Origin of the sequence: Cytobacillus sp. Hz8, assembly GCF_042263505.1 — a bacterium.
GTDB lineage: Bacteria > Bacillota > Bacilli > Bacillales > Cytobacillaceae > Bacillus_BE.
Genome location: NZ_JBHKFI010000001.1, coordinates 301,995 through 316,007 on the forward strand (window position 1 = coordinate 301,995; position 14,013 = coordinate 316,007).

The 14,013-nt window shown below is 35.4% G+C and carries 12 protein-coding genes; 5 read left to right on the plus strand and 7 right to left on the minus strand.

Annotation, left to right across the window (positions count from 1 at the left end):
• Positions 1-17: 17 nt before the first annotated feature.
• Genes ACE38V_RS01540 through ACE38V_RS01550 form a run of 3 tightly spaced genes read right to left on the minus strand, consistent with a single transcriptional unit; the run spans position 18 to position 3,269 of the window.
• Complete coding sequence (locus ACE38V_RS01540; RefSeq protein WP_375839374.1) at positions 18-1,082, minus strand: LolA family protein; 1,065 nt, start codon at positions 1,080-1,082, stop codon at positions 18-20.
• Positions 1,079-2,569 carry a HAMP domain-containing sensor histidine kinase gene (locus tag ACE38V_RS01545; RefSeq protein WP_375839375.1) on the minus strand — a complete coding sequence of 497 codons (1,491 nt, stop codon included), beginning with the start codon at positions 2,567-2,569 and terminating at the stop codon, positions 1,079-1,081. Before ACE38V_RS01545 ends, ACE38V_RS01540 begins: the two co-directional genes overlap by 4 nt.
• Positions 2,559-3,269 carry a response regulator transcription factor gene (locus ACE38V_RS01550; protein ID WP_375839376.1) on the minus strand — a complete coding sequence of 237 codons (711 nt, stop codon included), beginning with the start codon at positions 3,267-3,269 and terminating at the stop codon, positions 2,559-2,561. The genes ACE38V_RS01545 and ACE38V_RS01550 overlap by 11 nt, the downstream gene beginning before the upstream one ends.
• A gap of 240 nt (positions 3,270-3,509) precedes the next feature.
• Between ACE38V_RS01550 and ACE38V_RS01555 the strand changes: the two genes are divergently transcribed.
• Entirely contained in the window at positions 3,510-4,010 is a 501-nt protein-coding gene (locus tag ACE38V_RS01555; RefSeq protein WP_375839377.1) for a DUF1648 domain-containing protein, read from the plus strand.
• Positions 4,011-4,060: 50 nt separating this feature from the next.
• On the opposite strand, the gene dctA is transcribed toward ACE38V_RS01555, so the two are convergent.
• The gene (dctA, locus tag ACE38V_RS01560; protein ID WP_375839378.1) at positions 4,061-5,350 is read right to left on the minus strand and encodes a C4-dicarboxylate transporter DctA; all 1,290 of its coding nucleotides are present in this window, start codon (positions 5,348-5,350) and stop codon (positions 4,061-4,063) included.
• A 234-nt stretch (positions 5,351-5,584) separates the two neighbouring features.
• Here dctA and ACE38V_RS01565 point away from each other — a divergent pair, with 234 nt between their 5' ends.
• Positions 5,585-5,866: a hypothetical protein gene (locus ACE38V_RS01565; RefSeq protein ID WP_375839379.1), complete on the plus strand. Its 282-nt coding sequence runs from the start codon at positions 5,585-5,587 to the stop codon at positions 5,864-5,866.
• A 50-nt stretch (positions 5,867-5,916) separates the two neighbouring features.
• Here ACE38V_RS01565 and ACE38V_RS01570 read toward each other — a convergent pair whose 3' ends face one another.
• Positions 5,917-6,978: a DctP family TRAP transporter solute-binding subunit gene (locus tag ACE38V_RS01570; RefSeq protein WP_375839380.1), complete on the minus strand. Its 1,062-nt coding sequence runs from the start codon at positions 6,976-6,978 to the stop codon at positions 5,917-5,919.
• Positions 6,979-7,138: 160 nt separating this feature from the next.
• Here ACE38V_RS01570 and ACE38V_RS01575 point away from each other — a divergent pair, with 160 nt between their 5' ends.
• The gene (locus ACE38V_RS01575) at positions 7,139-8,716 is read left to right on the plus strand and encodes an ATP-binding protein (protein WP_375839381.1); all 1,578 of its coding nucleotides are present in this window, start codon (positions 7,139-7,141) and stop codon (positions 8,714-8,716) included.
• A gap of 29 nt (positions 8,717-8,745) precedes the next feature.
• The gene (locus ACE38V_RS01580; RefSeq protein WP_375839652.1) at positions 8,746-9,420 is read left to right on the plus strand and encodes a response regulator; all 675 of its coding nucleotides are present in this window, start codon (positions 8,746-8,748) and stop codon (positions 9,418-9,420) included.
• A 71-nt stretch (positions 9,421-9,491) separates the two neighbouring features.
• Here the strand turns inward: ACE38V_RS01580 and nhaC are convergent, their stop codons facing one another.
• Both nhaC and ACE38V_RS01590 read right to left on the minus strand, forming a co-directional pair.
• Entirely contained in the window at positions 9,492-10,871 is a 1,380-nt protein-coding gene (gene nhaC / locus ACE38V_RS01585; protein ID WP_375839653.1) for a Na+/H+ antiporter NhaC, read from the minus strand.
• 507 nt (positions 10,872-11,378) lie between these two features.
• A complete protein-coding gene (locus tag ACE38V_RS01590; protein ID WP_375839382.1) occupies positions 11,379-11,864 on the minus strand; it encodes a PaaI family thioesterase in 486 nt (161 codons plus the stop codon).
• Between the two features lie 559 nt (positions 11,865-12,423).
• Here ACE38V_RS01590 and ACE38V_RS01595 point away from each other — a divergent pair.
• Positions 12,424-13,818, plus strand: coding sequence for an MATE family efflux transporter (locus ACE38V_RS01595; protein ID WP_375839383.1), 1,395 nt, complete (start codon positions 12,424-12,426; stop codon positions 13,816-13,818).
• Positions 13,819-14,013 lie beyond the last annotated feature (195 nt).

Below are 14,013 nucleotides of genomic sequence, written 5' to 3' on the forward strand. Positions count from 1 at the left end.
CCCACCTTCATATACTTTTATTTAAATTGTGATAATAATTGATTTAGTTCATGCTTTGTTGCAAATTGATTAAAGTAGAGAGCTTCATACCGTTTTTTGTCCCACGTCCACATTAATTGAATCCCTACCCCAGGAATAGGTTGGACGGATACAGGCTGGTTAAAAAACTTCAAATTACTTGGAACATTAGGTCGAACGTCATTTATGTCCTCACTGTTTAATTCAACTGCCTTTAATAAGAGAAATTCTGCTCCATCTTTTAAAAATAGAATCTCAATTCCTTCTTGTGGTGAGAACAGTTTCTTAACTTTAAAAGTAGTTATTCTCTTATTCGGTTTTAAGGTTAAATAGTTTAGTTTCATTAATTGTTTATTTGTGATGATATCTTCAATATACTTTGGTTCATACTGAAAATGGATTTTGTCTGAATTTGGTAAAGTAAAGCGACTTTGAGGGATTTTTACATTTCGCTCAATTTTTTTCACTCGAACCACAACAAATTTATCTTCTATCTGGTAGCTTTGCTTTAGAATCATCCAAGACTTTTGACTAATCCATAGATGTTGTTCACCGAGAATCTGATTTTCATCTTTTGGAACTGCTTGTAAATGATAGGTTTGTTCATTGGAAATTTTTTCATCTCCAATTAGTTGAATCTGATGGTTTGTTCTTAATTCATTAAGTTTTTGAATCACTTCATCCTTAAATAATAGAAAAGAATCAGGATGAGGGAAGGATAAAGGTTTAACGGTTGCATTCTTATTTCCTTTTTTATAAAGAGTCATATACTTATCTGACATGATTGTATAAAATGTCCCATTTTCTGAATCTGTTAATTCATAATTGGCCCTTCTTGAAATGGTATCTTCCCATACCTTTAATTGCTGAGTATTGACGATTTTTCCTTTGATTGAAGTGGTTGTTTCTAATTCTTGATAAAATTTTGAATAGGTTGGTTTTTCGCTACGTTCAATCGTGTTTTCTAAAAGGAACTTTGGTGATATAGACTGCAATTTGGGTGCGCAACCTGTTAATAAACAAAAGAGAAGGACGGGAGATAAATATTTAACTACCTTACTCATCTCACTTCTCCTTTGTTGATAAACTGATAGTTTGGGAGAAAGCCAATTACAGTGATTCCGAATCCTTCTGAAGAGGTCATCACGATATTTCCTTCAAGTCTTTCAATAATCATTTTCGAAATGGATAATCCTAAGCCACTTCCCCTGTTTCCTAATTTTGATATTTTGGATCTTGAAGGATCTCTTTGATAGAGAGGCTCAAAGAGCTTTTCCTGCTCATCTATGGAAAATGTCTCACCTTCATTTTGAACAACTAACCAAACACCATTTTTATCTTGATTTTTTATAATCCATTCTTTTGCCGTAGGAAAAAGAAATGTAGGAAGAGTGTCACAAAGGGTGAAGGCACAAATCCAAATGGATGATCCTTTTTCCGTATGATGAATGGCGTTGAGAATTAAATTATCAAATAGTCTTAATATTTGTTTCGTATTAACAAGATAATGGCCTGCTACGTTAATGTAATGTATCAATGTTATTTCAGCGGAAGATGCTATTGTTTCATAATCTGATAACACCATTTCAAAAAATTCCTGACCTTCCACTTCCCCTGTTTCGAGCACGTAATGGCTGGATTGGAGAAGATTGAAAACTGTTAAATCATCAATTAATTGGTGAATATAATCTGTTTTTCCTAAAATCATTTGAATTTTATCTTGACCATTTTTGCTGTCCATTCCGTCATCTATCATTCCCTCTGCAGAAGTACGAATGACTGTTAACGGAGTTTTGATATCATGGGATATTGAAGCAATCATATATTGCTTTTGTTCTTGAATGGCTTGAATAGCAGCTTCTTTTTGGTTAATTTCAAATTGCATTTTTTCAAAATGAGTGATCAATTCTCCTATTTCATCCTTCTTCTTTGGCACACTTTTAACTATTTCCCCTTTTGCAAAGGCATTCATAGCATTCATCAATAATTGCAATGGAGAAAAAAGTTTTTTCTTTAACATGAAAATTGCTAAAGAATAAATCACAATAAATATAGAAATATAGAGGATGATTGCTAGTGCTTTTCTTTTTTCAACTCCACCTAGCCAGTCAAGTCGGAGAAAAGTGATTTCATAAAAACCGATTAATTTATTGTTTGAAAAGACAGGCCTTTTATAAACAAATGATTTGTAGTTTGGTTTTATTTCATAAAGTCCTTGATAGATATTAGCTAAACTCTTTTTCATCATAGTTTCTGCATTGGGTCCGGTTGAAAAGCGTACAAATCCTTCTGAATTATATAAAGTGAAGGTGATCTGATTTTGAGTATAGTTTTCTAAACGGTCATATTCTGAGACATCCCCTGTAGTATAAAGAATCGGATTGGCAAGAAGGCGGTCATAAAGATCCAACTTATTCTGTACTTCAAGGTAATCGAGCATTTCCTGTTTATTGTCATAGGATTGTACTAGATGGACAAGGAAAAAGAGAAAGATAATTGGGATAATCATCACAATTAAATAGGACCCCATTAGCCAAAATTTAATTTTCATTGCTGAGTTCCCCTATAAAACGATAACCTGTACCCCAGACCGTTTGGATAAATTTTGGCTTTTTTGGAGAATCATTTAATTTTGCTCTTAAGCTTTTCATATGAACGGTTATGGTATTATTCCCCTCATTATCTGTCTCCTCCCAAATATGTTCATATAATTCCTTTTTTGAAAATGTATGTTGAGGATTTTTAGCTAGTAATACAAGGATTGAATACTCTTTATTTGTTAAGGTAACTTCTATGCCATTCAATAGAACTATTCTTTTTTCCGGGAAAAGAGACAGACCATCTAAAAAAATAAATGACTCTTCCATCTCATTTTTACCAAGATATCGATTATATCTTCTTAAATGGGATTCAATTCTTGCCTCAAGTTCTCTTAAGCTAAAGGGCTTAGTCAAGTAATCATCTGCTCCAAGCTTTAAACTTCGTACCTTATCATCCTCCTCACTTCGTGCACTTAGAATAAGGAGGGGAAGATCGCTTTCCCAACGTATATTTTGACATAGGGTAAAACCATCCATCTCTGGGAGCATTAAATCGATTATTGCTAAGGAGTAATTTCCCTTACGAAAATCCTCCCAACCTTCAAATCCAGTCGTAGCCCATGTTACAAGAAAATTTCTTTTTAATAAATATTCGCGAATATTTAAGGCGATTTCTCGATCATCTTCAACTAATAAAATTGAGTGTTTCATGACATCCCTCTCCCAATAAAAATCATAAAATACTAGTTTAATAAAACTGGAAACTTTATAAAAATTTTATAATTAGAATCGATGAAACTTAAAATGACAAGGAAAAGAATTAATTACCAGAAAATTCCCTAAATTCATCATACCAGTATTTAAAAAATAATGTAATTTATGGTGAATAGTTCGACTATGGTAAAATAAAAGTTGAGACTAATTTTAGATCAACATGAGGAGGTGGATTAGATGGCAAATGAGAGGCCAAAATTAAATATCCCCAAAACAAGGGGAGAATGGATTTGGAATGGTATCGGCTATTTCTTTTTTGTCGGATCAGTGATTCTATTACTCTTTGTTTGGAAGTCTCTTCCGGAAAAGGTACCGGCTCATTTTGATTTTTCCGGTGAGGTGAATCGCTGGGGGAGAAGATGGGAGCTTTGGACTTTGCCAGGTTTCGGAATTTTTATTGGCATCCTAATGCAAATATTGGAAAATTATCCACAAGTTTATAATTTTCCTCAGCGTTTTAATGAAAGTAATGCAGAACTTTTTTATTTACATAATCGGAAGATGTTGAATCAATTGAAAAATATTTGTTTTATTATCTTTTCTCTCCTCTTATTTGAATCGATCTCAATAGCATTGGACTGGGGATTTGAATTGGGTGTTTGGTTACTTCCCATTGTTATTTTAGGAATGGGAGTTCCATTGGTTTTAGGTTTAATCAAACAAGGGAAGATTAAATAAAATAAAAAGAAGCTAACTCGTGAATGGTTAGCTTCTTTTTGTACCTATCATTATTTTGAAATAGCTCGCATGGATTTACTATCAACAGTGGAAAGGGAAGGTGCATTTTGCACTGCTTCTGCTGAATGAAATTCATTTTCCGTTTTCGAAATAACGATGGTTGCAACTCCATTTCCAATTAAGTTGGTGATGGCACGTGCTTCTGACATGAAGCGGTCAACCCCGATAATAAGGGCAATTCCTTCTACTGGAATCATAGGGAAAGCGGCTAGTGTTGCAGCTAAAGTGATAAAGCCTGAACCTGTTACCCCTGCAGCTCCTTTAGATGTTAGCATTAATATTCCAAGTAGAGTCAACAGTTGTATGACGCTTAAGTGGACTCCATATGCTTGTGCAATAAATACCGTTGCCATGGATAAATAAATGGAAGTCCCATCTAAGTTAAAGGAATAGCCAGTTGGAACGACAAGACCAACAACTGATTTAGAGCAGCCATATTTCTCAAGCTTTTCCATCATTTTTGGTAATGCTGATTCGGAAGAGGAAGTTCCTAACACAAGCAAGATTTCATCTTTAATATATTTTAAATAGCTAAAAATATTAAATTTAAACATTTTGGCAATTAAACCAAGGACCACAATAATAAAGATCGCCATTGTGAGATAAACGGAGCCCATTAATTTTGCCAATGAAACGAGAGAACCGATTCCAAAATTCCCTATTGTATAAGCCATGGCGCCAAATGCGGCAATTGGTGAAACCTTCATAACAATATTAACGATCATAAAGAAGATTTCTGATATTTTTTCAAATAAAGAGATCACAGGTTTGACCTTTTCTCCGAGCATTGCGGCTGAAACTCCAAAAAGAACGGCAAAGAATAAAATAGGTAATAAGTCACCACCAGCTAGTGCTGCTACGGCATTTTCTGGGACAATTCCTAAAATGAAATCCATGAATCCATGACTTGTTTCAGCGGCTGCTTTTGTATATTGGGCAACATCGGCTCCGGTTGCTGCTTTTGTATTAAAGCCATGTCCTGGTCGAATGATGGATACGACTGTAATTCCAATAGCTAAGGCAAATGTCGTAACGACTTCAAAGTAGATAAGGGCCTTGCCGCCAATTCTCCCGACCTTCTTTAAGTCTCCCATATTGCCAATACCAATTACAATCGTAAAGAAGATGATTGGTGCAATAACCATTTTAATGAGTTTAATAAATATATCGGCTAATACCTTAAGCTTTGCTCCGAATTCCGGAAAGGCAAAACCAATGATGATTCCGAGAATAATTCCGATTATCACTTGGACTGTTAGATTGCGGAAATTTATTTTCATTTGTTAAAGACCCCCTTGTGGTTTCTGATAACGCTTTCAGTCCCCTTAATTTCATATTAAAAGAAATTTGCGAATTTTTATATTTTTGGTGATAATGTTCTTTTTGGTCTTTTTGGTCACAAACTTTTTTCATATTGTTCAGGCAAGGTCTTTCTATGGACATATCTAGTAAAATTAAAAAATATAGGAATTGACGCCCTAAAAAATAGTATTATCATCTTGAGGAGGATGAAGATGAAGTCATTCAGCCATTGGTCATTTGTGTTTATGGTTTTAGGTTCGCTATTATTCGGAATAAATTGGATGATAGAGGGTTATTTTGAAGTTATTGTCATTATCGGGCTTGTTTGTTTTATGATCGGAATGATATTTGTTTTTTGTTCCATTTTGAAAAGGGAAAAGGGGAATTTAAAGGTTATTTCCCTTATTATTTTTTTCCTTGTATTCTTTTACATCACCTGGTTTAAATCCTTTCAAGTTCTTCGAATCGTAACTTGGTTAAAAAATAGTATGTGATTCAAATTTGTTTATTTTTTTGAGAGAAAAAGAAAAGAGGCACAGCCGAATTACTGTGTCTCCATTTGTTCCATTCTTTCTTCCGCAAATTTCTTCAATTCCTTAGAATGAACAGATTGAAGAAACTTGTGATAGACGGGTTTGAATTTTGGGTACCACTCCATTTTGTCTTTATCTGATAAATAATGAATTTGGATGGAGGATTCTTTTTCAATCCATTTTAATTGATCGTCATTCATTTTTTGGGATTGGGAAATCATCCAATTGGTGGTTTCATTCATAGCCTCTTGAATTTTTGGTTTCACTTTATCAGGGAGGCTGTTCCAAAATTTTTCATTTATGAGAACGGCATACCCTAAAAAGCCGTGATTGCTAATGGTCAAATACTTTTGGAATCCATAGATGCGTCTTGAATAGATATTGGATATCGTATTTTCCTGACCATCAAACTGATCCTCTTGAAGGGCTGAATATAATTGGTCAAAAGGAACCTCGATGGGGGATGCACCTAAGGCTTGAAATTGTTCAGCAATAATATCACTGGGCATAATACGAAATCGTTGGCCGACAAAGTCTTCAGGATGCTGGACAGGATTTACATTGCTTGTCATCTGTTTAAATCCATTACTCCAAAGCGCCAGCCCTTTGATTCCTTCATCTTCATGCAAGGTTAAAAATTTCTTTCCTGCTTTACTAGAAAGGAAAGATGCAATATCTTCTTTGTTTTGAAATAAAAATGGCAAATCAAAAAGTCCCCAGTCAGAATTTAATTTAGTCATTTTCGATAAAGAGGGGGCAATCATTTGGACATCATTATTTCTTAGTGCCTTCAGTTCCTCGTCGTCTGTATATAAACGGGCATTTGGGAAGACCTCCACCTTTACCAGCCCATTTGTTTTTTGCTCAACAAGCTGGGCAAACTTTTGTGCTGCTAATCCTTTTGGGGTATTTTCTGCAACAACATGACTGAAGCGAATGACAATTTGATTTGATAAACCTTCCTGCTCATCATCAAAAGGAAGCTCTTTTCCACTTAAAAAGTCCAATGGATGGAAAAGGATATATAAGATAATGAAGATCACTAGTAAACTAGTACCGATTAAATACTTCACTTACATATTCCCTCCCACGTCTATTATCTATTAATTTTATCATGTAATCGTTTTCTGTGATAAAATTATTTAAGTAAATATTCGATAATATTCATTTTTTCAAAATAATTTTTCTTTTGTTTGGATATTTGTCAGATTTTAAGAGAAAGGAATCCTCATGATGAAGCGTTTTTCCATTCAATCCAAGATAACCGCATTGATATTTTTTATTGTGGGCCTTTCTCTGCTACTTGCTGGAATTGTTATTATAAGTAATTTTATCGACTCAAAAGAGGATGATTTAAGGCAGAGAGCAATTCTTGCTGCTCAAACCATTGCGGAGGATGTTGAGATAAAATCAGATATTTCGGGATCAGTTGCACAAAAAATGAAAATTCGTGATCGGGTCGAAACGTTGCGGATTATTCATCATGCTGACTATATCGTCGTTATGGATATGAATCATATCCGTTTATCCCATCCAATTCCAGCCTTGATAGGAAAAAGATCATATGGTTCAGATGAAAACAAGGCATTTGCCGAACTCACTTACACGACGAAAGCAAAGGGAGAAGTGGGAACAGTTATTCGCGCCTTTGTTCCTATTATGAATAAGGATCATAAACAAGTTGGCGTTGTGTTAGTGGGATATTTGCTTCCTTCATTATTTGAGCTGATTTGGGATTTAAGAGTGGAAATTTTCTTAGCGGGAGCGATTTCTCTTTTGTTTGGAGGCTGGGGGGCATGGCTGCTTGCTTCGAAAATGAAAAGGCAGATGTATAATTTGGAGCCCCATGAGATTGCCCAACTCGTTTTGGAACGAACGGAAACCTTCAATGCCATGCATGAGGGGATTATTGCCATCGATAAAGATGAAAGAATTACCGTTTTTAATGATAAAGCGAAGAAAATGATGGGTGTTTCTGGCGATGTAATTGGTGAAAATATTTTAAAGATTGTTCAGGACACGAGATTACCAGAAATTCTTGAGATTAAAAAACCAATTTATAATAAGGAGTTAAAGGTTAGGGGGCAAAATATCGTTAGTAATCGGATTCCAATTAAAGTCAATGAAGAAATTATTGGGGCTGTTGCCATCTTCCAAGATCGTACGGAAGTGAAAAAACTCGCAGAAGAATTAACAGGGGTCAAAGCATTTGTCAGCGCGCTAAGAGTTCAAAATCATGAGCATATGAATAAGCTCCATACAATTGCTGGTCTGCTTCAGTTAGGCCATCATAAAAAAGCGCTGGACTATATTTTTCATACAACCGAGGAGCAGGCAGAGCTGACTCAATTTTTATCAAAAAAAATCAAGAGTGAAAGTATTTCGGGCTTATTATTTAGCAAAGTAAGTCGGGCAAAGGAGTTAGGTATCCAATTACATATTGATCGAAACAGTGTACTAGAATCCTTTCCGGCCCCACTGGATGAGCATGATTTTGTTATTATTTTTGGGAATTTAATTGAAAATGCTTTCGATTCATTTGCCGACAGTATGAAAGCAGAAAAAAATATGTATATTAGCATCGAACAAAATAAGGACTTATTATCCATCTTAATTGAGGACAATGGAAAGGGAATTCCAGAAGAGATCCAGTCCCTTATTTTTAAAAAGGGTTTCTCAACAAAAGATAAGGAGAATCGAGGATTCGGCTTATATTTAATAAAAGAAATTGTAGAAAAAGGGCAAGGTGAGATTAAAGTAGAATCTGAACTTGGAAAGGGTACGACCTTTATTATCACTTTTGCAAAATAAGAATGGGGGGATGCTTAATGGGGGAAGAGTTGATTCGCGTTCTATTAATCGAAGATGATCCAATGGTTCAAGAAATTAATAAGCAATTTGTTGAGAAGGTAGAAGGATATGAGGTAATAGGTTGTGCTTCTAATGGGATTGAAGGAATTCGATTAATCAAACAAATGAAGCCGGATCTAGCTTTAATAGATATTTATATGCCTAGTCAGGATGGCAGAACAACCATTAAACAAGTCCGAAAAGAAAATCTAGGAACGGACATCATTGCCATTACTGCTGCAAGCGATATGAAAACGATTCGCGATTGCCTGCAATATGGGGCAATCGATTATATCATGAAGCCTTTTAAATTTGATCGTATCCAACAAGCGTTATCAAATTATCGCCATTATCATGAACGAATGCAAAAGCAGGAAACATTTTCTCAGCAGGAATTAGATCACTTATTATTTTCACACGAAAAACAAAAAAAGGCAGAGCTTCCAAAAGGATTGAACCAGCATACGCTCGAGAAGGTTATTCACTTTTTACAGGATAAAAAGGAAGCGACTTCGGCTGAGGATGTGGCAGAAGGGATCGGAATTGCTCGCGTCACAGCAAGACGCTATTTAGAGTATCTAGAACAAATTGGGCGAGTTGAGATTCAAATTGAATATGGAGGAATTGGCCGCCCTGTTAATCAATATCAGATTATCAGAGGTTAGCGTAATGTCTATTGCTCTATAGAAATAAGAACCAGATTCTATTTGAATCCGGTTCTTATTTTATCATTCTACTATTCTTTTGAAATGGTCAATCCTGTTATTCCAAATAAAATGGTCAAGACGGGTGAAAGCAAACAAAAGAATGCAAATGGAAAGTAATCCATTGTTGAAACTCCTAAAACCCCTGTTAAGAAGACTCCGCAAACACTCCATGGGACTAATGGATTTACAACAGTGCCGGCATCCTCTAAAACGCGGGAGAGATTTCTTGGATGGAGTCCAGCTTTGTGATAGGATTCCTGGTATGCATTTCCCGGCAAAAGAATGGATAAATATTGTTCACCAAGTAAATAGTTAATCCCAATTGAGGTTATAGCCGTTGTACTGATTAATATAGGAGCTCGATTTAAAAATCTTTTTATTCCATCCAAAAGAGCAGGAAGAATGCCTAACTTAAAAAGAAGTCCACCCATTGCTAATGCAAGGAAAACCATCGAAATGGAAAAAAACATACTCTCCATTCCGCCGCGTGTTAGCAATGAATCAATTTCTTTAACTCCACTATGAGCCTGATAACCCGCATATAAAACTTCAAAGATCTTACCCAATCCATAATCCTTTTGGACAAATAAACTAGTCAGAATTGCGGAGAAGATTCCCATAGATAAAGTCACGATAGCAGATACCTTTTTGATCGCTAAAATAATCAAGACCAAAAAGGGAATGAGTGAATACCAATGGACAAGATCCATCTGATTTAACGTGCTTTTTAACAATGCAAGCTTTTTAAAATCTGTATTCGCTGATTTAGGTGATAGGAATGCATAGAATATCGTCGATAAAATAAATGCCGGCACCGTTGTCCACATCATATTTCTTATATGGTCAAATAAATCGACTTTCACTACCATGGATGCAAGATTGCATGTGTCGGATAATGGGGACATCTTATCTCCAAAAAATGCACCTGAAATAACCGCTCCCGCAGTAATTACCGTTGAAATCCCTAGGACAGAACTAACACTAATGAACACAACACCAATTGTAGCTGCTGTTGTAAGCGAGCTTCCGATACTTATCCCCACAACGGAAGAAACGATAAAGGCGACTGCAAAGAAATATTTTCCACTTACAGCATTTAAAGCTAAATAAATAAAAGTAGGAATGGTGCCGCTTGCCATCCAGCTGCTAATGAGCATTCCTATAAAGAAAAAGATAAAAATTGCTCCAAGTCCGGATTTTGCTCCTTCAATCATTCCAATTTCTAAATCCTTAATGGTTACCTTCTTCCAAAATCCATATAAGAGTAAGAGAAAAATAGCGACCATAATAGGGGTATGCGGAACCACTTGATAATGAATAATAGAAAAACTAATGGTTCCAAAAATGATTAAAGTGACAATGAGTGCCTCTAAAGGCTTAAGTTTAAGTACTGCTTGATCATGTTGCATTTGGAATTCACCTTTCATTCTTTTGATTTTCATTCTTAATCGAGAATGGGGCAAATGATTTTTGTGCATACAAAAAGCCCCTTCCACTCTAGGGACGAAGGAGCTCCGCGGTACCACCCTATTTGATAGAACTGATCTATCCACTTGATTCGTTTCTGTCATTGTTTCATGCAGTTGTATTTCAAATCATTATTGCCCAGATTTACACCAACCATCTAGTCTCTTCATGCTGCGAATAGTGATTTTACTTGGTCTGCTTGACAGATTTATAATTTCTTTTTCACTTAAACGCTTTTTAGCGTTAAAGTATTTGTTTGTGTTACTATATTATTTTTTCACAATAATGTCAATGATAATAAAAATTATTCTATTTAAAAGAGAAGAATAAAAGATAACTGTTTAATAAATATGGGGAATGACTCACAATAGGCCATTGTGAGTCAGATAATAAGAAAGACAATAGATCAACTTGTTGGGTTAAAATGGTGTGATAAAAAAAGCGTTTCTTTATTTTTTGGCAAAGGTTTCTGGCATGACTACGGCAATTACTTCCCCACATGCAACCTGCTCGTTACCGGCATAAACAATCGTTTCCACTTTGAATTTCTTAGGATGAATTTCTGTTACGTTTCCAATCGCTATTAGTAGAAAATCATTCGGAGTGGGCTTTAAGAAATTTACCCTTAATGATCCGGTAACAAATCTTGGCGGGGTGATGCCATCCCCAATTTCATGACCATTTTTTCGATGAAGAAATAAAGAAGCAGAACCTGTTCCGTGGCAATCTATTAAGGAGGCAATTAATCCGCCGTATACAAAGCCTGGAATAGCGGTATGCTCTGGTTTGGGAGAATAAATGGTGAGCGTTTTTTCCTTCTCCTCATCCCATCCTGTTCGAAAATGGTAACCGCTCTCATTTAAACGGCCACAACCATAGCACCAAGCCACATCCTCTGGATAAATATCTTGAATCGCATTTCCTATCTGTTCCATCAACATTCTCCTTCCATAAAATAAATCATATTTCCTATATAATACCATAAATGGAGATGTTTATAGATGATTAGTTTGATAGTTAGTAAAATTTAGTCTTTAACAGCAAGCAAGGGGACGGTTTTTTGCTTCCTATAATCGCCCTGTACAGCTCTGCCAAAAAATTAAATGGATTTGGTTCATAAAAGTTATATAAATCCATTCGAACGAGTAATGGAAGTCTATTTACATAAATTATTAGAATATTGGAATAATAATTTGCCGTGACATAAATATCGGCTTATTATTATTTTTACTTTTGAGGTCGGATTCTTCCACCTATTAATTGGTTAATCTTTTATAACCCACTTTATCTTTAATCAAGGTTAATGCTGCACTTCTATTATGATTTTGAAATGCCTCGTGCCGCCCTCGTATACATTTGGAAGCAGAGAACAGGCCCTATGTTCACCAAAAAGACACTTCCCTTTCAGATTTATCGTGATATAATAATTCCTGTTCATTTTTAATGCATGTTTGAGATAGAAACAAATACAACAAAGAAGTGTAGTGTAGTGTAGTGATTAGAATAGAACCAATAATTAGGAAAAAAACGGTATGTTTATTAGATAAATATTTGACTGGTGATTCGCTTAATTATAAGCAGGTTATTGCCCTTATTATCCCGATATTAGTAGATCAGGCATTTTTAATATTTATGAGTCTACTAAATACCGCCATGATCAGCTCGGCTGGAGTAGCTGCAGTTAGTGCGGTCAGTATGGTAGATTCTTTAAATATTTTCCTGGTAAACGTATTTATCGCTGTGGCAACTGGTGGAACAGTTATTGTTGCGCAGTACAAAGGGAGTCGAAATGCCGCGATGGTTTCCAAAACGGCAACACAGGCTATTTCTGCTGTTACGATATTTTCCCTTTTGATTAGTGCATTTGTTATCATTTTTAATGAACCAACTTTAAAGCTCCTTTTTGGAAAAGTAGATCTGGATGTTTTTCAAAATGCGAAGATTTACTTGATTGGTAGCTGTATTTCTTATCCGTTTATTGCTATATTTCAGGCTGTGAGTGGAGCTCTGAGAGGTGTAGGAGAGACAAAGCCTTGCTTAAGTCTGTCATTATTAATGAATTTAACCAATACGGGTCTCAATGTGTTATTAATTACGACTTTACATATGGGAGTAATTGGACTTGTGATTTCAACGATCGTTGCTAGAGTTATTGGGATGCTAGCATCGATTACCTATATTAAGAAATATAATCGGACCTTGAGTTTTAAATTTAGAAATGCACTAAGGATTGATTTTACTATATTGAAAAAAATCATGTTTATTGGACTTCCCTTTGCTGCAGAGCAATTGTTTTTTAATGGGGGAAAGCTTCTAACACAGACATTTATTGTTCAGTTAGGCACATTAGCCTTAACTGCAAATGCTATTAGTAACTCGATCACATTATTATTTCAAATTGGACCGAATTCTTTAAGTATTTCGATATTAACTGTAGTTGGTCAATGTATGGGAAGAAGAAATATCGGGGATGCCAGAAAATTTATTAAATCGTTCATTGGACTTTCTTCGATTTTATATGTGGTGACATCAGCAATTCTGTTACCTCTATTTCCGGCATTGATGAAAATGTTTTCTTCACCTGATGAGATTCAACATACCATTTTTATTTTGGTATTAATCACGGCAATTGCACAACCAATTTTATGGTCACCAGCTTTTGTTCTACCATCAGCTTTGCGTGCAGCGGGAGATTCTAACTTTACCTCTATCACTTCTCTACTAACCATGTGGCTGTTCCGGGTAGTTTCTGGATATGTTCTAGGAATTACCTTAGGATTTGGGATTACAGGTGTTTGGTTGGCGATGATTGGCGAATGGGCCGTTCGCGGGATTATTTTTGAATGGCGATTTAAAGGAAATAAATGGTATGCTCATAAGTTGGTTTAGGATATTAGAAAAAATAGAGAGAAGGTTGTTTCAAAAACTTGTTTTTTGGGGCAATCTTCTTTTTGTTTTAGGGCCTATTTGAAAGTTAAATAGATTTTCAAATGGGCGCCAACCTGAATAACGGTTTGAAATTGTCCAAATAAAACTTTTAAAAGTTATCTCAAGTTAAGCTTAATTCCAGTGGCTCAAACTCCA

Bases quoted from the DNA above. Each gene is read 5' to 3' on its own strand.
- ACE38V_RS01540 (WP_375839374.1), bottom strand. From the start codon at position 1,082: ATGAGTAAGGTAGTTAAATATTTATCTCCCGTCCTTCTCTTTTGTTTA.
- ACE38V_RS01545 (WP_375839375.1), bottom strand. From the start codon at position 2,569: ATGAAAATTAAATTTTGGCTAATGGGGTCCTATTTAATTGTGATGATT.
- ACE38V_RS01550 (WP_375839376.1), bottom strand. From the start codon at position 3,269: ATGAAACACTCAATTTTATTAGTTGAAGATGATCGAGAAATCGCCTTA.
- ACE38V_RS01555 (WP_375839377.1), top strand. From the start codon at position 3,510: ATGGCAAATGAGAGGCCAAAATTAAATATCCCCAAAACAAGGGGAGAA.
- dctA (WP_375839378.1), bottom strand. From the start codon at position 5,350: ATGAAAATAAATTTCCGCAATCTAACAGTCCAAGTGATAATCGGAATT.
- ACE38V_RS01565 (WP_375839379.1), top strand. From the start codon at position 5,585: ATGAAGTCATTCAGCCATTGGTCATTTGTGTTTATGGTTTTAGGTTCG.
- ACE38V_RS01575 (WP_375839381.1), top strand. From the start codon at position 7,139: ATGAAGCGTTTTTCCATTCAATCCAAGATAACCGCATTGATATTTTTT.
- nhaC (WP_375839653.1), bottom strand. From the start codon at position 10,871: ATGCAACATGATCAAGCAGTACTTAAACTTAAGCCTTTAGAGGCACTC.
- ACE38V_RS01590 (WP_375839382.1), bottom strand. From the start codon at position 11,864: ATGGAACAGATAGGAAATGCGATTCAAGATATTTATCCAGAGGATGTG.